The sequence below is a fragment of the Aeromonas sp. s12 genome (assembly GCF_040907925.1).
GTDB lineage: Bacteria > Pseudomonadota > Gammaproteobacteria > Enterobacterales > Aeromonadaceae > Aeromonas > Aeromonas veronii.
The window spans coordinates 19,457-39,910 of record NZ_JBFOCT010000021.1; the positions used below are offsets into that span (position 1 = coordinate 19,457).

Annotated in this window: 9 protein-coding genes; 1 reads left to right on the forward strand and 8 read right to left on the reverse strand. The window is 60.3% G+C overall.

The annotated features are described in order from the left end of the window. Positions 1-49: 49 nt before the first annotated feature. From nrfF to nrfA, 7 genes are all read right to left on the reverse strand, one after another. A complete protein-coding gene (nrfF, locus tag AB5Y67_RS09645) occupies positions 50-1,255 on the reverse strand; it encodes a heme lyase NrfEFG subunit NrfF (protein ID WP_199428599.1) in 1,206 nt (401 codons plus the stop codon). Beyond that, positions 1,252-1,854, reverse strand: coding sequence for a DsbE family thiol:disulfide interchange protein (locus AB5Y67_RS09650; RefSeq protein WP_129503916.1), 603 nt, complete (start codon positions 1,852-1,854; stop codon positions 1,252-1,254). Before AB5Y67_RS09650 ends, nrfF begins: the two co-directional genes overlap by 4 nt. Beyond that, positions 1,851-3,818 carry a heme lyase NrfEFG subunit NrfE gene (gene nrfE / locus AB5Y67_RS09655; RefSeq protein ID WP_129503917.1) on the reverse strand — a complete coding sequence of 656 codons (1,968 nt, stop codon included), beginning with the start codon at positions 3,816-3,818 and terminating at the stop codon, positions 1,851-1,853. The genes AB5Y67_RS09650 and nrfE overlap by 4 nt, the downstream gene beginning before the upstream one ends. A 173-nt stretch (positions 3,819-3,991) precedes the next feature. Beyond that, a complete protein-coding gene (gene nrfD / locus AB5Y67_RS09660) occupies positions 3,992-4,948 on the reverse strand; it encodes a cytochrome c nitrite reductase subunit NrfD (protein WP_199428598.1) in 957 nt (318 codons plus the stop codon). Next, positions 4,945-5,625: a cytochrome c nitrite reductase Fe-S protein gene (gene nrfC, locus AB5Y67_RS09665; protein WP_129503918.1), complete on the reverse strand. Its 681-nt coding sequence runs from the start codon at positions 5,623-5,625 to the stop codon at positions 4,945-4,947. Before nrfC ends, nrfD begins: the two co-directional genes overlap by 4 nt. After that, the gene (gene nrfB / locus AB5Y67_RS09670) at positions 5,622-6,221 is read right to left on the reverse strand and encodes a cytochrome c nitrite reductase pentaheme subunit (RefSeq protein WP_106843831.1); all 600 of its coding nucleotides are present in this window, start codon (positions 6,219-6,221) and stop codon (positions 5,622-5,624) included. Before nrfB ends, nrfC begins: the two co-directional genes overlap by 4 nt. 53 nt (positions 6,222-6,274) lie before the next feature. Continuing rightward, complete coding sequence (gene nrfA, locus AB5Y67_RS09675) at positions 6,275-7,717, reverse strand: ammonia-forming nitrite reductase cytochrome c552 subunit (protein WP_201941748.1); 1,443 nt, start codon at positions 7,715-7,717, stop codon at positions 6,275-6,277. A 720-nt stretch (positions 7,718-8,437) separates the two neighbouring features. Between nrfA and AB5Y67_RS09680 the strand changes: the two genes are divergently transcribed. After that, a complete protein-coding gene (locus AB5Y67_RS09680; RefSeq protein ID WP_199428585.1) occupies positions 8,438-19,126 on the forward strand; it encodes a retention module-containing protein in 10,689 nt (3,562 codons plus the stop codon). A gap of 97 nt (positions 19,127-19,223) precedes the next feature. Here AB5Y67_RS09680 and glpC read toward each other — a convergent pair whose 3' ends face one another. Beyond that, on the reverse strand, positions 19,224-20,426 hold the full coding sequence (glpC, locus tag AB5Y67_RS09685; protein WP_199428586.1) for an anaerobic glycerol-3-phosphate dehydrogenase subunit GlpC: 1,203 nt from the start codon (positions 20,424-20,426) through the stop codon (positions 19,224-19,226). Between the last annotated feature and the right edge of the window lie 28 nt (positions 20,427-20,454).

A 20,454-nucleotide genomic window follows, 5' to 3' on the forward strand; every position in this document is an offset into this window, starting at 1 on the left:
CGTGGTCGCGGCGCCATATCACCACGATTACCCTCCTTCAATCAAGGGGTTACCCGCCCATTATGCTTGCCGTCTGGATCGCCTCGATCAGCGCGGCCCGGTTGATGCGAGGGCGCTCCTCGTCCAGCAACTGCTGCCAGAGGGCGATAGCCTGGGAGTAGCGGCCGTGCAGGAAGTGATCGGAGGCAAGCAGCATCAGGGCGCTCACTTCGCCCTTGTCCTGCTTGAGGGCGCTCTCCAGCAGGCCGGTTGCCTCGGGAGTCAGCTGCTGGCCCGCCTGATAGTAGAGCACAGTGGCTTGGGCGGCCTGAGTCGCTGCGCTGGCGCCCCCCTCCAGCAGGGCGAGGCGCTGGTAGGCGAGCAGGGCGTTGTCATACTCGTTCCGATAGAGATAGAGCTGGCCGAGCGCCGCCCAAGCGTCGAGATCGGTGGGGTTGCGCTGAAGCTTCTGATGCAGACTCCCCAGCTCCTTGTCCTGCAGATCCCGCGGGCTCAAGCCCGCCAGCGGGTCGGGACGGGATTGATGCGCCTGCCATGCCTGATAACGGCCGGTGCTGAGATAGAGAGCGGCAACAGTCGCGATGGCCAGGAGGCCAAGCAGCAACAAGGCCCGCCCGTGCCGATGATTGCGACCGCGATTGTCATGCAGGTTGGCCAGTCGCTCGCGCAGGGCCAGCTCAGCTGTCGGGATGGTATTCGCCAGGCGGGCGGCGCTCAGCTCCCTGAAGAGTGGCTGGTCTGGGGAGAGGCCCACCTGCTCCCCGTGCATGATCAGCAAATTCAATTCGCTGCGCGGATCGGCTGCGGGTTGAGGGGGGGCCTCAACGATGGCCTTAACGACAGGGATGGGGTGCGCCTTTGTGCGTGTCAGGCGGCGAAACAGGATCAACAGCGCCAGCCCCAACAGCAGCAGGGGACCGCCCCACAGCAGCGCCGTGCTGGCCTTTAAGGGGGGATCGTAGCGGACGAAATCGCCGAAGCGCTCCGTCATGCGGGCGATAACCTGCTCATCAGACTGCCCCTCGTCCACCCAGCGGTAGACCTCTAGCCGCAGATCCCGGGCGATGGGGGAGTTGGACTCCACCAGATTCTGGTTTTGGCACTGGGGGCAGCGCAGGGCGCGGGCCACTTCCTGAGCGCGGGTCTGCAGCTCGGGGTGGCGAAACTGATAGGTGTCGACCCCGCTGGAATATGCAGTGGTACTCAGCAGCATGCCGAAGGCCAGCAGGGCGCAGGCAAGAGGACGGCACATCATGGCTGTGTCTCCCGAGCTGATATTGCAATAGATGGTGCAATAGCTGGTGCAGTCGTGGTGGCCTTCATCTGCGCGTCCGTTCGTGCCTTGTTGAGCAGGGGGGCAAACTGGCGTTGCCAGATCTCCCGGGTGAGCAGGCCAGTATGGCGGGTCAGCAGGGCGCCATCGGCATCAAACAGATAGGTTTCTGGCGTGCCGTAGACGCCGAGCTCAAGAGCCAATTTGCCGTCGGGGTCGGCCAGTACCGCGCGATAGGGGTTGCCCGCCTGGATAAGCCAAGCGCGGGCGGCATCCCCCTTGTCCCGGTAGTTGAGACCGTAGAGGGGCACGGTGCCCGCGAGCTCGCTGAGCAACGGATGCTCGGCGCGGCAGTTGGCGCACCAGCTGGCCCAGACGTTGAGTACGAAGGGCTCCCCCTTGAGCGCCTCGGTGTGGATGGTGGCGCCGCCAAACAGGTCGTCACTCTGCCATGCAGGCAGGGGGCGCCCGGCGACGGCCTCATCCTGGCTGTAGGGGTTGTTGCCAAGGCCGAGCCAGAGCAGGATGCCGAGGCTCAGGGTCAGCAGCAAGGGAACAAAGAGGCGCAGGCGGGATCTCATAACGCCTCCTGTCCGAGCTGGTGATGGGAGGTGCCAACCGTAACGGAACGGGAGGCGAGCAAGGGGCGACGTGCGATCAGGCGTAGGGTGCCGCCCGCCATCATCAACAGGCCGCCGAGCCAGATCCAGCGCACCAGCGGCTTGTAGTGCAGCCGCATGGCATAGGCATCTGGCCCCATCTTCTCACCCAGCACCACGTAGAGATCGCCAAAAAGTCCCCACGCGATGCCCGGTTCGTTCATGTTCATGGTGCGCACGCTGTAGTGGCGCCGTTCCGGCGTCAGCCGCGCCACCTCTTTACCATTCTTGTGCACGCTAAGCGTGATCCGCTCGGCGGTATAGTTGGGGCCGATCACCGGCTCGCGCCCTTCATAGCGAAACTCGAAGGCATCGAGCTGGTAGGGCTGGTTGGCACTTAGCACAGTGCCCCCCTCCTGACTGTGGTGACTCACCTGCGCGATGCCAAGGGCACACACCGCCACCCCGAGGTGGGTCAGCAAGCTGCCAAACCGATTGAGGGTGAGCTCGCGCAGCGACGTCAGTTGCAAGAGCGGGAGCAACAGGCTAGCCATCAGCCAGAGGCTCACTATATTGGCGAGGATGCCGTTCCAGTTACCGGAAAAAGATCCCTGTTCCAGATAGGCAAGGCTAATGAGCCCGCCGCCAAGCAGGCCAAACAGCGGCGGCAACAGAGCGTTGAGTCGGGAATGTGGCGCAAGCTGCTGCCAGCGCAGGCGCGGCAGTTGGGTCATCAGCGCCATCAGCAGCAGGGCCAGCGGCACGAAGATGGTATTGAAATAGGGGGCACCCACCGAGAGCGAGCCCAGATGGAGCGACTGGAACACCATGGGGTAGAAGGTGCCAAGCAGCACGCTGGCGCAGGCCACGCAGAGCAGCAGGATAGCAGCGCCGAGCAGCCCCTCCTTTGACAGTAAGCCACAGCGGGCATAGGGGGCGCGAATGTCTGCACGCAGGGCAAACAGGGTGAGGGCGCTGGTCAATAGCAAGCCGAGCAGCAACAAGAGGGTGAGGCCGCGGCTGGGGTCCACCGCAAAGGCGTGCACCGAGGTGAGCACCCCGGAGCGCACCACAAAGGTGCCGAGCAGGCTCAAGGCGAAGGTGAAGATGGAGAGCAACAGCACGGCGTGGCCGTAAGCGCCGCGCTTCTCGCAGACAATCAGAGCGTGCAGCAGGGCAGTGCCCAGCAGCCAGGGCAAGAGGGAGGCATTTTCTACCGGATCCCAGAACCACCAGCCGCCCCAGCCCAGTTCGTAGTAGGCCCACCAGGAGCCCAGCACGATACCGGCGGTGAGAAACACCCAGGAGCCGAGCGCCCAGGGGCGACTCCAGTGGGCCACGGCACCATCCAGCCTGCCCGAATGGAGCGCCGCCATGGCGAAGGCGAAGTTGACCGCAAAGCCGACGTAGCCGAGATAGAGCAGGGGCGGGTGGATGATAAGGCCGATATCCTGCAGCATGGGGTTGAGATCGCGCCCCTCCAGCGGCCCCGGGAACTGGCGGTCAAACGGGCTGGAGAAGATCAGGGTATAGAGGGCAAAGAGCCCGACGATCAGGCCCATGATGGCCAGTACTCGAGCTGTGATCAGCGGATCGACCCGCTTGGAGCAAAGGGCCACCAGAGCGCCCCACAGCCCCAACGCAAAGACGAAAAAGAGCATGGAGCCTTCATGGCCCCCCCATACCGCTGCCAGCTTGAAGCCCAGCGGCAGGGCGCTGTTGGCGTGGTGGGTCACATAGCTGACGGTGAAATCATCCTGGCCAAAGCAGCTGGCGAGCAGCAGTAGGGAGGCTAACAGCAGGAGCGCGACCAGGAGGGCCAGCGGCTTTGCGCAGCGCAGCAGGGTCGGTGAGGCGAGCCGCAATCCCAGCCAGGGCAGCAGCCCTTGCAGCAGGGCGAGCCCGGTCGCCAGCAACAGTGAGAGATAGCCGAGCTCCGCCAGCACACAACCTCCGGTTCAATCTTTGATCTCATTCATGTCATGACACACACGCCGCGTCGTCTCCCTTTGGCGGAGAACATTGCCAAGCAACGGGTGTGGCATCACCAGAAATTCATTGGGCCAGCAACAAGCCAGCGCCAGTCACCCGAGGGCGGCTGGCGCTGGTGATCATATCTTTAAACGACCGTCATCTGGCCGGCATAGAGCACGAAGTAGCGCAGCAGCAGGATCCCCACCAGTGTCAGGCTGCAGACCAGCACCAGATGGCCGTTTCGCTCCCGCAGGGGCGCTGGGGTCAGCAGGGCCAGCAGCTGGGGCAGCAGCATGCCGACCCCCACCACGCCGACCCAGAACACCTGAGCCCAGAAGCCGCTGCCGATGGCCGCCCACATGGCTGCCTCCTTCTGGCCGCCACCGAAGTAGAGGCCGGTAAAGAAGCAGACCAGCAGCAGCACCTCCACCGCCAGCACGGGTCGCTCGAAGCGGTGGACAAAGCTCACCCCCTGGCTGTGATGGTTCTCCTTGAAGATCGTCACCGCCAGCAAGATGGTGGAGGCGATACCTGAGCTGATGCCCGAGACCAGAAACAACACCGGCAGCACCGGGTTGTTCAAGAGCGGATAGGTCTTGAGTGCCGAGAGCAGAAAGCCAGTGTAGGCCCCTAGCAGCACGGCAAGCAGCAGCAAGAGCGGCGCCAGCAGCCGTTCGATGCGGGCGAGCAAGCCAATCAGCCCATCCACAAAAGCGAACTTCTCTTTCAGCAATCGGCTGCGCATTGTCTCGATCTCGGTGCGAAACACCACCGCCAGCCAGGCGAACAGCACCGCCATATAGAGCTGAAACAGCATGACCCCCATCGACATCACTGAGTCGAACTGGTAGTGGAACATCAGCTTCCAGAAGGTCCAGGGGCGGGCCAGATGGAAGATAAGGATCAGTAACCCCAGGATCACGCTCGCTGGCGCCAGAATGGCGGTTGCCTTGATGATGCCGCTCTCGCTGCCTGCCCCCTTGCGGCGCAGCAGCACCGAGAGGGTGGTGGCCCCGGCGGAGATGCCGAGCAGGAACAGATAGATAGCGATGGGCCAGTCCCAGACAAGTGAAGGGAAGTGAAATGCCGCTTGTATGGTCATGACGTTATCTCCCCTTTGGGCACGCGGTACATCTTGGGCGAGGTGCCGAGTGCTTGCTTGTAGCGATAGGTGGTCTCTTTCACCAGCCGTTTGGCGATGGGGCTGTCCGGATCATCCAGATTACCGAACACCAGCGCCTTGGTGGGGCAGGACTCCACGCAGGCTGGCTCCTTGCCCGCCGCCAGGTTGGTCTTGCGGCAAAAATCGCATTTGTCCGCCACTCGGGTGACCGGGTTGATAAAGCGCACCTGATAGGGGCAGGCGGCCAGGCAATACATGCAACCGACGCAGAGATCCGGGTTGACGTCGACGATGCCATCCTCCTGGCGGATATGGGAGGCGCCGGTGGGGCAGACATGCACGCAGGGGGCGTTGTCGCAGTGCTGGCAGGACTTGCGAAAGAAGCGGTACTCGGCGTCGGGAAATTCACCGATGGGGCCTGAGCGGATGATCTCGAGGCGCGAGACCCCTTCCGGCACCTTATTGACCTCCCGGCAGGCATCCATGCAGGCGGTGCAGCCGATGCAGGCCGTCTCATCGTGGATCATGCCATAGCGGATCCCGTCGATGGTCTGGCTGTGGGCGAGGGGGGTAGCAAGGGAACGAGTCGGCCCCGTCATCATGATAAGGGCCCCCGCGCCCACGCCCGCCATAAAGTCACGGCGAGAGCAGCTCATGATGCCTCCTTGCCGGTAGCCGGTTTGGACTGCTCCTGCCGGGCCTTGCTGGCCTCATGTTGCTTGCTGTGGCAGTCGACGCAGAGCTTGATGCGGGATTTTTCCGGGATCCCCACCATGGGCTCCTTGGCCGGATGCAACTGGTGGCAGCTGGTGCAGGTGAGCTTGGTGGCGTGCACGTCGTGGGCCCAGAGCGCCTCGCGCAGTGGTTTGGGCTCGTGGCAGCTCATGCAGACTCCATTCTGCTCGCTGATGGGATAAAGCTTGATGCTCTCTTTATCCTTCAGGCTGTGGCTGAAGCGCATCACATCCTTGACCCCTTCCCGGTGCTGGGGGGAGGGCTGGCCGTGGCAGTTGGTGCAGGTCACCGGCTTGAGGTTGTTGGGATTGGTCGCCTGACCATGCTTGCCGTGCATTCCCTCGCTCTGCTCCTTGTGACAGTCGGTGCAGGCCTTGTCGGGATTGCGTAAAAATTCCACCTCATGTGTAGCTGGTACAGGGGCTGCTGCCGGCTCGGCCGCCTGACCCTGCAGGCTGGTGAGTAGCATGGCTGCCATCAGCATCAGTCGTAAGAAATCCATCGTTAAATCACCCATAGGAAACCTCCATCCGCTGCGGGTCCGACTTGGCGCCGGACCCGCAGGCGCCGTTACTGTGCCAGCCGTCCGGCCGCTTTAGCCTCGGCATCCCAGGCGGGGACCGTGGTCTTGAGGAACTGGGCCTTGTCGCTGTTGAACTGCTTCATGTCCATGCCAAGGGCGGCTTGCGCTTTCTCCTTGGTGGAGATATCGGGGATGGCGATCTCGTGGCTGATCCCCTTGCTGGCCAACAGGCGCGCCAGCTTGGTGCGGGCGTCAGCGGCTTTATCCAGCGCGCTGCCAAGTACCTTGAGGGCCACTTCGGGGGCGTGCATCTGCACCCCGTGGGAGGCGATGGCGTAGTCCCAGCGCCACTGGGCGTGACGGATGTCCTGCAGAATATCCTTCATCTCTGCCTCGGTGGCGCCGGCATCCCAGGCCGCCTTGGCTTCAAAGTGGGCGTGTACCAGCTGCTTCTCGACCTTCAGCTTGGTGTCGATCACCGCCTCTTTGCGCTGCTTGACGATCCCTTGCAGCATCTCCTTGCTCTGGGTGTGGCAGTTGCGGCAGGTCTGCTCGAAACGATCGAAGGGGTTCCCCACTTTGTGATCGGTGTAGACCTTGCCCTGCTCGTTTTGCACCTTGGGCATGTGGCAATCGACACAGGCGACGTTGTTCTGGCCGTGAATGCCGGCGCGCCAGGTTTCGTACTCGGGGTGCTGGGCTTTCAGCATGGGGGTTTTGGAGAGGGCATGGGTCCAGTCGGCAAAGCCGATTTCATCGTAATAGGCCTCCATCTGCTCCACAGTGGTGCCCTTGTCCCAGGGGAATTTGACAGCCTTGGTGGGGCCGCTGAAGTAATACTCCACGTGGCACTGGCCGCACACCTGGGACTGCTGATCAAAGCGCCCCAGCTCCTTGAACGGCTTGCCGATGGCTGTCATGGCCCGATCGGCATAGGGACGGGAGAGGTGCAGGGCAGGTTTACCCGCCTTGAACTCCTTCGAGGCGGTGTCGTGGCAGTCGGCGCAGCCGATGGTGTTGACTACTTCCGGCCCACCCTTGGCCCACATCCCTTTGAAGTAGCCATCCTCACCCTTCTCGTCGATGACGCGGGCCACGTCCGGGCCTTTGCAGCTCCAGCAGGCCATGGGCAGCGGGCCATCTTCGGCGGTTTTCGGGGCGCCGGTACGCAGGGTTTCCCGCACGTCGGTCAGGGCATAGAAGTGACCGCGTGGCTTGTTGTAATCCTTGGCGAAGGGGTAACCGCCCCACAGCACCACCATATTGGGATCTTCCGCCAGCGCATCGGTGCGTTCCCTGCTTTCGCTGGTGGCTTGCCAGCTAGTGAACTGATCGGCGTGATCCTTGGCGAACAGCTCGCTGCGCGCCTCTATCTTGCCATTGGTGGTTGCGTCATCAGCCAGTGCCCAGCCGCTGGTGCCAAGGCTGGTAGTCAGCAGCAGGGTGGCGAGGCCCAGTTTGATATGCCTGTGTTGTGAACCCACGTTTATCACTCCCAGATAAATGTTTTGGTCTCGTCTGACCCGTTCCATCTTGGTGTGGATCTTCCCCCCGTCGGGCGGGGTGGGCAGACATTCGCTTGCGGGTGAATAAAACCGCGCAATATATGATTGCTCGAGGGTTACCCTAACAAATAGGTAAATTTAATGATGATTTATCGGAGGGAGAGTTGTGCCAGATCAATTGGTGCACAGGATTGATCGCTGAAATGAGATCTGGATTAAATTTTATGGAAACTCAACTTCTTGTTAACTGCAGAGCATTCGATGGCAGGAGTTTGAACGGTACAGTTACATACTGGCACTTTTTGCTGCTGATCCTGATTGCTGCCGTATTGTTCACAGATTTTGGCAATGACTTATGCTAATAATTGACTCAATATGCAAATTTTCGGTGTTGTTGTATGAGCTTTTGACCTTCGGATTATGATCCATTTATTGAAGATGCAGTGGATTTATCGTCAAACGACAGAAATGGTCATATGAAGTCTGATAGACCTATTAATAAAGGTGATGGGGTTGGGTTCATACAAATCTCATTTTATTAAAAAGGGCCTGTTAGATGCACAATCTTGTAAGTTATGGCCATTTTATTGCAATCATTGTCGAAAATAGCGAAAAGACCCACTTAGTCTGGTGCGGTATGATTATTGAACAGACAAGTACCCTGTAGGTACTGATGTTGGTGGTTAAGGTTTTGCTGGAGGTTGTATGGCTGAGTTGCAAATTGAAAAGTCCACGGTGATCTCCCAACTCGAGGGCTCCGTGTTTGTCATCAGTGCAGATGGATCTGTCATACGAGCAAAGGTGGGGATGGCATTGCAGCCGGGGGACCGCCTGCAAACTGCCCAAGGGGGCCACTTTCAACTAGCCGAGCCGGGCAGTGATCCTGCTGGTGAGCAAGATATGGCCGCCAAACCTGAGCCCGTGACGCCTGCTGCTGATGGACAACCGACCGATCCGGAACTGGCCTCGTTGCAAGAGGCGATCCGTCAGGGTATTGACCCGACCGAATTGTTCCAGGAGACCGCTGCCGGTAACGCAGCCGCTGCGGGTAATATCGGTGGTGTAGCCGGTTCCAGCTCGGGTGGTTTTGTGGTGGTCGATCGTACCAATGACGCCACCCTGGCCGAGGCCGGTTTTGATACCGACCATGCGGTGCAACCTGTCGGCGATGAGCTGCTGTTTTCCGAAGAGCGTGATTTCTTTGCTGCCATCACCATCACCGAGCCCCAAACCAGCGACAACATTATCAACGCCGATGAAGCGGCTGGCGTCATCATTCGTGGTGTGGTGGATGATGTGGAGGTGGGCCAGCCGATCACAGTCACCCTTATCGATCAGGCGGGCAATTCATTGACGGTGACGACTGTGGTACTGCCCGGCTTGGTGTGGGAAGCCAATTTTGGCGATGTGACCGGCAAGCTGGTGGATGGCCCGTTGCAGATTGTGGCCAATACCCAGGATCAGGCGGGCAACAACGCCAGCGATACCGGACAGACTCTGCTCGATACCATCACCACCATTACCCTCGATCTCGCCGATGAGAGCGACACCGGCGCCAGCCAGATCGATGATCTGACCCGCGACAATACCCCGCTGCTGCAAGGGAAGGGGGAGCCCGGCGCCACCGTAACCCTGAGCCTTGGCGGCAGCGTGCTAACCGTCCTGACGGTGGATGCCGCCGGTAACTGGCAGTATCCGTTGCCGCAAACCCTGGCCGATGGCCAGTACCAGTTTCAGGTCAATTCAGTGGATATTGCCGGCAACCGCGCCAGCGATACCCTCGTTATCAATGTCGATACCCAGGCCTTTATCGATATCGATGATCTCGATACCGCAGCCCTGTTTGGCAACAGCAGCGCCACCCTGAGCGGCTCCACCAGCAATGTGGAGGCGGGTCAGAGTGTCACCATCACACTAGTCGACAGCAATGGCCAGCCGCTGTTGACCACCTCGGCACAGGTCGGGGCCGATGGCCGCTGGCAGGTATCAGGTCTTGATCTCTCCGGTATCAATCAATCCTTTGAAGTGCGTGCCAGTGTCACCGATCTGGCGGGCAACAGCGCCAGCGATGGGGCACCGTTTATCGGTCAGAGTGAGACCCTGACGCTCTCCGAAGCCGGATTGGCCGGTGGCCCGATCACCGCGACCGGTAGCCTCAATACCGGTGCCGGTCAGGATGGCAATCTGCAAGTCCAGTTCGCCGCTGATCAGAGTGCCTTGGAAGGGCTGGGGCTCGTCAGCCATGGCGCGCCCCTTGGCTACACCATCAACGGTCAGACCTTGACCGCCAGTGCTGGTGGGGCGACTGTCTTCACCCTGACCCTCAACAATGACGGAAGTTACCGCATCGTCTGGAGTCAGAGCCTGGATCACGGTCAGGACGCGTTGCGCCTGCCGTTCAACCTCGAATATCGCGACAGCGACGGCGATCTGGTGAAGGCGCCGCTGGTGATCAATCTGGTGGACAGCAATCCGCCCAGTTTCGAGATCCCGGCCATTCCTCTGACCGAAGATGCCTTTACCAACGGCGCCGCCGTGGTGGGCGAGAGCAGCTTTGTGGTCAAACACACCGCCGATCCTCTGCTGGTGGATTCGCTGGTGTTCAGTAATCAGAACAGTACCCTGACTACCCTCAACGGCTCGGGTCTTGCCAGCGATGGTCATCCGCTGACCTTTGAATTTGCCGATGATCGCACCTTGGTGGGTTACTACCTGGATGGCAGTGGCCAACGGGTGGAGGTGCTGCGCGCCGAATTGAATGCGCAGCAGCAGGGCAGCGATCTGGCTGGGCGGGTGGTGGTCACCCTCACCGGCCCGCTCGATCATCAGGGCAGCGACACGCTTTCCCTCGGTTTGCAGGTAAGCGCCAACGAGATCGATGGCGACAGCACCAACGCCAACCTGACCCTGACCGTCAATGATGGCAGTGATCCCGCATTGGGCATCGACAAGGGCGTCTCGCTGCAAGAGGGGGGCAACCAGAGCATCGATGGTCAGCTGCCGGTGACGGTGGGCAGCGATCGTCTGGTCTCCCTCAACTTTGAGGCGAGCCAGCCAGCGTTGGCGGGGCTCACCAGCCAGGGCAAGGCGACGACTTACGAGGTTAAAGACAACCAACTGATCGTCAAGGATTGGCAGGGCAAGGCAATCCTCACCGTTACCATCGGACTGGATGGCAAATACAACGTCTCCCTGACCGGCGTGTTTGACGAGCCGGAAGCGACCAACAGCCTCAACCTTGGCCTGAAGGTACAGGGTTCAGATTTTGACGGCGACAAGAGCAACCTCGGCACCCTCAATATCACCATTACCGATGGTGCCTTGCCGCAGGTAGACCCTGTCTCCCTCACGCTCACCGAAGATAGCAACTGGCAGCAAGGCCAGACCCTTGACGGTGATCTGACTATCACGGCTGGCAGCGATCCGCTGGCCAGCATCACTTTCGATGCCAATCAGCCGGGGCTGCAAGGGTTCACCTCGGGCAAGCAGGCCGTGACCATCGCGGTGGCCGATCATCGTATCGAGGGACGTACCCCAGATGGCAAGCTGGTGTTTGAGCTGACCCTCGGTAACGATGGCAAATACAGCTTTACCCTCCATCAACCGCTGGATCAGGGCAGTGCCGACAGCCTGCTCAAGGCGGGCTTTACCCTGCTCGACAGCGATGGTGACAAGGTCTCCTCCACTATTACCGTGGCGGTGGGTGATGGTGCCAATCCGACCATCTCTGCCGTGACCGGTACCACCATCACCGAGATGGCGCAAGGGGAGACGGCTGCCGTCAGCACCATGAGTTTCTCGGTCGCGCACGGCAGTGATGCCCTTGACCCAGCATCCCTCGGCTTTGATATCGCCGCTATTCAGAGCACCCTGACCGGACTCACCAGCCACGGTAACCCGGTCACTTTCGCTGTTGATCCCGCAACCGGCCAGCTGGTCGGAACCGCCGGTGGCCAGGTGGTGCTGCGCGCCGAGCTCAGCCTGGTCGATAACAACGGTAACTGGAGCGTCACCGCCAAGGTCACCCTGAGCGGCGAGCTGGATCACAAGGGGAGTGAATCCCTCAACCTGCCGCTGGCCGTCACCCTGGCCGATAAGGATGGCGATCGCATCGGTACCACGCTGCCGCTCACCATTGCGGACGGCAAGGCGCCGAGCTTTATTCCGGGCAAAGGCGTGTCCCTGGATGAGGGGGGCCTCACCGGCAGCAACAGCCTGAGCCAAACCGGTCACTTCGATGTGCAAGCCGGGTCGGATCGGGTGGTCGAGGTGGCCTTTGCCGATGGCAGCGAACAGCCTGCGCTGACCGCATTGGGTAAACCGGTGCAGTACGAGCTGGTGGATGGTGACCCGCAGATCCCCGGCAGCCAGCTGCTCAAGGGCTATGTGATGGTGGATGGCCAGCGGGTCGAGGTGTTCGAGGTCAAGCTGGTTGGCAGCCTCGATCAGGCGGGCAAGAACGGGTTTGACTATCAGGTCACCCTTTATCAGGGGCTTCATCAGGGCGCCAACGCCGTGATCGAGCTGCCCATCAAGGTGATCGTCAACGACTACGACAAGGCGGGCGGCAACAACGACAGCACCAGCGGCACCCTCAATATCCAGATTGGGGAAGGGGAAAAACCGACCCTGACCCTGACCGATGTAACCCTCAATGAAGGGCGCTTCGATGGCGCCAATTCTGCCACTGATGACCAGCAGACGAGCGGAAAGATCACCATCAAGGCCGACTCGGATCCGGTGACAGATGTGCGGCTGACCCTCTTCGGTCAGGTCATGGATACCAGCGGCAAGCCCATCACCCATAATGGCGAAACCCTGACCTGGAAAGCGGTTGGCACTGATGGTCACACCTTCCAGGCGGTGACCAGTGGCGGTCTGGTTGTGATGACGGTCTCCATCCCGACCGTCCCCGCCAGCATCGCCGCTCACACCAGCGCAGAGATAGGTTATCAGGTGACGGTGCATACCAACCTGGATCACGGGGCAGACAACAAGCTGGAACTGAATCTGCCGGTAGAAGTCACAGACAGTGACGGCAGCAAAAATCAGGGAACCGCCACTGTCACGGTGACTGATGGCATCAACCCAATCATATCCGCCATTGAACCGGTTCGGGTCGAGGAGTCTGATCTCGATGCAGTGAACGGTCAGCATCCGGGGACCACACCTGCAGGGAGTGGAGAAACCGATAGTGGCAAGGTGACCATCACCGCCGGTTCGGATCGGGTTGCCTCCCTTGAGCTGGATGTGGCTGCATTCAATCAGGCCAATCACCTCATGTCGGGTGGCAAAGCGGTTACGCTGGCTCCACACAGCACCGGCTGGTATCTGGCTACGGCCGAGGGGGGCAAACCCGTTTTCTGGGTCCACCTCGATGTTAACGGCAGTTACAGCGTCCATCTGGTTGGCCAGCTTGATCACGGTGCACAGGGCAAGGATGAGTTGACCATCGAAGTGCCGCTGTTTGTCACCGATCATGATGGCGATCGCAGTCCGAACGTCAGTGTGACCGTGACGGTACAAGATGACATGCCTATCGGCACTGTGCTGGCACATACCCTGAGCGAGGGGAGCAGTACCGTGACCGGCGATCTGCTGCCTACTGCCAATGAAGGTGCGGATGGTGCCCGCGTCGAGTCGATTACCATCAATGGCCAGACGTACGCCATCAATGGCTCTTTGATACAAGATGTGATGAGCCCCGATGGCAAGCAGGTGATGGGAACCCTGACCATCTCTGCCGATGGCTCCTACTCCTTCAATCCTGCGGCCGGTTTCAATCACGATGCAAGTCAGCTCAGCCAGGTGGTGACAGCCCATCTGGTCGATGGCGATGGCGATCGAGCAGACAGCACCCTGACCCTCAATCTGCAGGATGAAGGGGTGCGTTTTACCGTTAGCGCAGCCATTGGTAACGAAGATCAGGGGGCGCAAGACCCGAGGCTGGGTATCCCTATCAACATGCAGCTCGATATTGGCGATTTCGATCGCGGTGAGCATGTGGATCAGTTGCTTATCCAGGCGCCTGCCAATGCCCATGGCACCTTCTATTACAACGGGGTTGCCCTCACCACCACGGCTGATGGCAAGTGGTTTATCGTGCCGCCAGCGGCCATGGTGACCAGTGATAATGTTCACTACACCACTCAGGGGGTGACCTTTGTGCCTTCAAGCAACTGGTCGAGCTGGAGCAATGGCGGTCAGCCGCTGCACTTCCAGGTGCAACTGCAGGTCGGTGTCACCGCAGGGGCGGCACCTGCGGCTGTAACGGGGGATCTGGCTGTGACAGTGCGCGGCGTGGCCGACAAGCCGATGTGGGACACAGCCAACACCACTCGCCACTATGACACCAATGAAGACAGCACGGGTATCAAGCTGGACGTCAAGGCGAGCCTGACTGACACCGACAGCTCCGAGACGTTGACCTATCAGATCAAGCTGGAAGCGGGCAAGGGAACCCTGATGCTCAACGGTGTCGAGCTCAAGCCAAATAGCAGTGGCATCTACACCGTTTCGGTAGGCAACATCAACAAGGTGACTGTGGTTCCGGGCAAGGATTTCAGTGGTGACATCAAGCTGTCGGTGACGCCGATCAGCACCGAGAAGAACCCGATCGCTCAGGGTCAGGGTACGGCGCAGGGAGACAAAATTGATCTGGTGATCAATGTCAATCCGGTGGCCGATGACGCCAAGCTCACCGTGCGTGACATTCAGGGCAAGGAAGACACCCTGCTCGATCTGGGCAGCAAGATTGCCCTTGCTCATCTGGGTGACAAACTCGATGGCTCCGAGCAGATGTTTGTCCGCATCAGTGGCCTGCCTGACGGTGCAACCTTGTTGCTGGGTGGTTCCGCCGTTGCACAGAACATAGCCGGTTACTATGAGGTTCCTTTTGATCGGATTGGCGAACTCAAGCTGCAACCGCCGAAAAACAGCAACGTCGATTTCGACCTGACCATCAAGGGGGTGGTGAAAGACACGGCGACCTTGACCGATGCCAGTGGCCAGACCCATACCGTGGTGAACGAGAAGGAGACGGGCTCCCAGACCATTCATGTGGATCTGGTGGGGGTGGTGGATCAGCCCCATTTCGAGCTTGGCAATACCGGCTGGGAGGTAGAGGGGACAGGCTATGCCACCACAGTGGGTGAGGATGGACGGGCACCGCTCAACTTTACCCTCACCTCGGGCGAGTGGGCCGATACCCCGCACGACACCTCCGAGAGCCTCAACGTGGTGCTGCAAGGGCTGCCGGAAGGTGCCCGGGTCTTTGATGCCAATGGCAAGGAGCTGACCCTCACCTTTGCCGGACTCGACGCCCATGGCAAGCCGACCTATCAGGTCGATGTCTCCGATTTTGGCAACCTGCTTATTCAGCCGCCCCATAACAGCACGGCGGATTTGAACCTGATCGCCAAGGTGGTGGTGACCGAGAACGATGGCGACCACAAGAGCTTCGATGTGCCGCTGCATATCAAGGTGGAGCCGGAGATTGACGCCAACGACTACAGCAAGACCAGTCATGGCCTGGAAGATCAGTTTACCGTGCTGGACTGGCATCCGACCCTTACTGACGGCGCCGAGAAAGTCACGGCGCTGAGTCTCTCCGGGGTGGAGGATGGCTACCAGATCTGGCTGCGAGTCGGCGGTGTCGAGAGCCAGCTGATCTTGGTCAGTGGCAAGGTCACCCTGACTGCTGCCCAGCTCGACAGCCTGCTCAACGGGGGCCAGCTGCTGGTGAAGGCGCCGGAGGATAGCGATCGGGATACCACTATACAGAGCCACGTCACCGTGACCCAGCATGATGTGGATTCGGGCGCGGTGGCCGAGAAGGTGATCGATGGCAATCTGCATGTCGATATCCAGGCCGTGGTGGAGCCCGATGGCGTGCTGACCCAGAGCGGTGGAGCTCTCGTGGGGCAGAGCGGTGCTGATATAGACCTGACTGGACGCTTCGTCTTTACCGACCTCGATCCCTCGAGCGTGGAGGAGATCGACTATCTGGTGATCAACCTGCCGGTGTTGAATGGTGGTGCAGGCGATCAGTTCGTGGTGGTTGGCGGTATCAACAACGGTAACGGCAGCTGGATCGTGCCGGCGGGCAACCTCGGCAGCTTCAAGCTGCATGCGCCGGACGGGTTTGTCGGCAAGGTCGAACCGATCCGCATCGATGCCATGGTGATCGACAGGGGCGATGATGGCGATGCCAGTGCCCATGTCAAAGTGAGCCTGGAAACCAGTGCCGAATTTGAGAACCAGCCAGTGACGCCCAAGACGCCGGCGGCGACTGTCGATATCGACGACAACGCCGTGCTGGTGGGCAAGGAGGATATCCGGGTTGATTTTGGTCAGCAGCTCAAAGGCGTGATCCATATCGGCGCCGCCGACCAGGCGAGCGACGAGGTGACCATTGTCCTCAAGGGGTTGCCAGCGGGCGTCACCATCAGCGGGGCCGAGTACAATATCTCGACCGGTGAATACGTCATCAAGGTGCCGCCGTCACTGGCGGGCCTGGAAGGGTTGACCCTTGGCTTGCCACAGGACTTTGCTGGCTCGCTCAATATCGAGGTGAAGGTGGTGAATACCGATACCGCCAGTGGCGATATCAAGGTTGACAGCAGCACGGTTAGGGTCGATGTGGCCCCCGTAGTCGATGTGAATGGTGGTCGTGGCGAGCATCCGGAACTGACACTGACCGTGCAGGACACCAATCAGGACGGGCAGCCGGACAATCTGGAAGATAGCGAGATCCACCTCGATCTCTCGGTGAAACTGGCCGATATCAGCCCCTCCATCGCGGGCGGCGGTCTCGAAACCGTTGAGCGGGTCACCATCACGGTGGATACGAAATATGGTTACTTCCTCGATGGCAGCGGCAATCCGGTCAACACCCTGGTGGTCAACGATGTGGCAGCCCTCAAGGACTTGGTGTTTGTGCCCAAAGAGCACTTCAGCGGTCAGGTACCGCTCGACATCAAGGTCGATATCGTCGATACCGCGCTGGTCGGCGGCCAGCAGGTGACTGACAGCGGCAGCTGGAGCGGACAGGTCGGCTTTGAGGTGAGACCGGTCAACGATCCGGCCCAGCTCTCGGTGCATAGCGTCACCGGGAGCGAGGATGGTACGGTCAACCTTGCCGGATTTGGCGCAACCCTAATCGATAACGATGGCTCGGAGCAGATCGTCGCGCTGCAGATCAAGGGGGTACCGGATGGCTTCACCCTGTCGGCTCCGGCGGTCAACAATGGTGGCGGCGTCTGGCAGATCCCGGTGGGGACCGATTTCTCCAAGCTGACCCTGATCCCGCCAGCTGATTTCAGCGGCACCGTGGAGCTGTCGCTGAGCGCCTTTACCCTCGACAAGGGGCTCACCATTCCACTCGAAACCAGTGGCAGCTTTACCGTCACCGTCAATCCGGTGGGGGATGCCCTTATCGCCGACATTCAGGGTCAGGCGAGCGGTACCGAAGGGGATGTGATCACGCTGGATCTGGGGCTGGAGACCCGGGATACCCAGCCAACCGGCGGCAGTGCGGGTAATGTGCATGAGAACAAGCCAGAGCAGGTGCGGGTCACCATCGAAGGGGTGCCTGATGGCGCCGAGATCCGCTTGCCAAATGGCGTGGCGGGGACGGTTGTTGATCTGGGTGGCGGTCGCTGGCAGGTCACTACCGAGGGCGGCAAGCTGGGTACGGTCGAGCTGGTGACCAATGATGCCAACGGTGCACTGGATCTCAAGATCACCGCCCAGAGCCTCGACAACGGCACCCTTGGCCCCGAGGTCAATGGCACCATCCATGTGGAGGTGAGCCCGGTCAACGATGCGCCAATCAACGTATTGCCAACGACCCCTCAAGTCGCGCAGGAAGATCAGCCCTTCGTTATCCACGGTTTGCAGGTGAAAGATGTGGATGCGGGCAACAGCCCCATCAAGATCACCCTCTCGGTGGAGCATGGTACCCTGACGCTGCCTGCTGGCAGCGGCGTGACGGTGGTCGGCAACGGCACCGGTTCGCTGGTGCTGACCGGCACGCTGGCCGATCTCAATGCCTTGCTCTCTGGTGGGGTCACCTATCAGGGCAACAGTGATTTCTACGGCAATGACGCTCTGACCATGGTCACCAACGATCAGGGGAACACGGGTAGTGGCGGGGCACTCAGCGATACCGATGTGCTGCCCATCGAGGTGCAGCCGGTCAACGATGCGCCGGTCAATCAGCTGCCTGGCAGCATGACGGTCAAAGAGGATGGCTCCCTGTCGCTCTCTGGCGTCAGCGTGAAGGATGTGGATGCAGGCAGTGCGCCTGTCTCCATGGTGCTGCGGGTCGAGCATGGTGTGCTGACCTTGCTGGGTGCAACCGGTGCCGTGATTGTGCAGGGGGCGGGTACCAGCGAGATCACCTTGGTGGGGTCGCTGGCTGATCTCAACCAGTTGCTGGCAAGCAACCTGCACTATGAACCGGCCAAAGATTTCTGGGGAGAGGATACCCTTACCGTCACTACCTCTGATCAGGGCAACAGTGGTGCGGGCGGTTCTCTGAGCGACACCGATCAGGTGACAATCACTGTCACTCCCGAGCCGGATATGCCGGGTCTGACGGTGGATCAGCATGCGTTCCATGCCTTGCAGGGGGCCGTTATCCCCCTTGGCATCAATGCCAGCGTGGTCAATCCGGCAACCGGTGAGCTCTCCATCCGCATCAGCGGTCTGGATGGGGCGCAGGTGCAGGACGAGCATGGTCAGATCGTTGGTCATGCCGATGGCAATGGCGACTGGCTGATCCCGGCCGATCACTCGGTTCTGCTCTACTTCAGCGGTTTTGGCGACGGTGACCATGTGCTGGGGATCAGTGCCGAGTCGAGTGTCGGCGGCTCAACCGTCAGCACGCCCCTTGAGACCATTACGGTGCACGGCCAGAGTGGTAATGAGTTGGTCGGTTCCGATCAGGGGGATTGGCTGTTTGGCTCCGCTGGCGATGACCGTCTATTAGGGGGGCATGGCAACGACATCCTCACCGGCGGGGCTGGCAGCGATCTCTTCGTCTGGCAGAACGGGGATGAGGGGAGTCAGGGGCAGCCCGCCATCGATACCATCACCGACTTCCATCCGGAACAGGGGGACAAGATCGATCTGGCTGATATGCTGCAAGGGGTCACTGGCAATGGTGTCGATGATCTGCTCAAGCATCTCTCAGCCTCGGTGACCACGGGGAGCAATGGCCTGAGCGATGTGAATCTCTCGGTTTCCCCCGCGGGTGATGGCCAGATAACTCAGCAGATCACCCTGAAGGATGTGGATCTAACCAGCTGGAATCTCACCAGCACCTCGTCCCACGATATCCTGCAGAGCATGCTGGAAGATCAACATAGCCTGATCATCCAGCACCCCTGATAGCGTGCGTGAAGCTTAAAAAAGAAGAGCCGGCAATTGCCGGCTCTTTGTTTATCTCTGCGTGGATTGTTTTTATGCGGCCGTAAGGGCCGGGGATTCAGGCCAACGCCTGGGCCAGCAGGTGGATCGGATGTTCACAGCGGAAGCTGGTGCTCATCTCGATCTGCCATTTGCAGGTCTCGCAGTCGGTGATCACCAGATCGGGGGAGAGGCGGTTGATTTGATCAAATAGCCCCTCGCCGATGGTCTGGCTGGTCTGGTAGTTCTCCGACTTGAAGCCGTAGGTGCCGGCGATACCGCAGCACTGGGACTCCAGCACCGTCACCTTGACTCCGGGAATGGCGCGCAGCAATTCGAGGGTGTAGATGACGCCCCCCATCTTCTCCATGTGGCAGGGGGTGTGGTAGGCGATGTGCAGATTGAGCGGCTTCATCGCCGGTTTGTTGCCCTTGTAGAACTCGTTCCACAGGAAGCGGGTCACCAGCGAGATGCGATCCCGCACCTTGTGGTTATCCTGCTCCAGCAGGTGGGGGTATTCGTCCCGCAGGGTGAAGCCGCAGGTGGAGGAGGTGGCCAGCAGCGGCATCTCGTTGCCCAGCAGGGAGTCCTCCATCTGCTTGATGTTGAAGGCCGCCTGTTGCTTGGCCTTGTCCATGAAGCCGTTGGCAATCAGCGGCACGCCGCAGCACTTCTCCCGCTCCAGCAACTGCACGCCGATGTTCATGGCGTTGAGCACCTGTACCAGCTCCTTGCCAAGCTGCGGGTGGTTGTAGTTGACATAGCAGCCGTGGAAGTAGGCGATCTGCCGCGCAAAGCGGGCCTGAGATTCTTTTTGCTTCTTGTACCAGCCGCGGAAGGTGCCCTGGGAGTATTTGGGCAGATCGCGGTGGGATGAGACCCCCAGCGCCTTGTCCAGCACCAGCTTCATCGGCTTGAGGCCGGTGGTGAAGTTGACCACCGGCGCCATCAGGGTAGACATGCTGCCCATCAGATCGGTGTGGGAGAGCACGAACTCGCGGATCCCCGGTTTGAAACCGCTGTACTGATGCTTGGCCTTGGCAATGATGTCACCGATGCGCACCCCGCTCGGGCAGGCTACTTCGCAGCGCTTGCAGTTGGTGCAGTGTTTGAGGGCGCTATCGAACAGCTCGGGGCTCTTGATGCGCAGCCGCTCCCCATCCGGGCCCGCCTGTTTCGGGCCGGGGTAGGCGGGGTTGGCCTTGGCCACCGGGCAGTAGGCGGTACAGACGGTGCATTTGATGCACTGATCGAAAGTTTGGTTGGCGTGATCCAGTAGCATGTCAGTTCTCCTCCCGGCGATGATGAAG

Excerpts from the sequence above, each read along its gene's own strand:
- nrfF (WP_199428599.1), bottom strand. The coding sequence starts at position 1,255 with ATGATGTGCCGTCCTCTTGCCTGCGCCCTGCTGGCCTTCGGCATGCTG.
- AB5Y67_RS09650 (WP_129503916.1), bottom strand. The coding sequence starts at position 1,854 with ATGAGATCCCGCCTGCGCCTCTTTGTTCCCTTGCTGCTGACCCTGAGC.
- nrfD (WP_199428598.1), bottom strand. The coding sequence starts at position 4,948 with ATGACCATACAAGCGGCATTTCACTTCCCTTCACTTGTCTGGGACTGG.
- nrfC (WP_129503918.1), bottom strand. The coding sequence starts at position 5,625 with ATGAGCTGCTCTCGCCGTGACTTTATGGCGGGCGTGGGCGCGGGGGCC.
- nrfB (WP_106843831.1), bottom strand. The coding sequence starts at position 6,221 with ATGGGTGATTTAACGATGGATTTCTTACGACTGATGCTGATGGCAGCC.
- AB5Y67_RS09680 (WP_199428585.1), top strand. The coding sequence starts at position 8,438 with ATGGCTGAGTTGCAAATTGAAAAGTCCACGGTGATCTCCCAACTCGAG.
- glpC (WP_199428586.1), bottom strand. The coding sequence starts at position 20,426 with ATGCTACTGGATCACGCCAACCAAACTTTCGATCAGTGCATCAAATGC.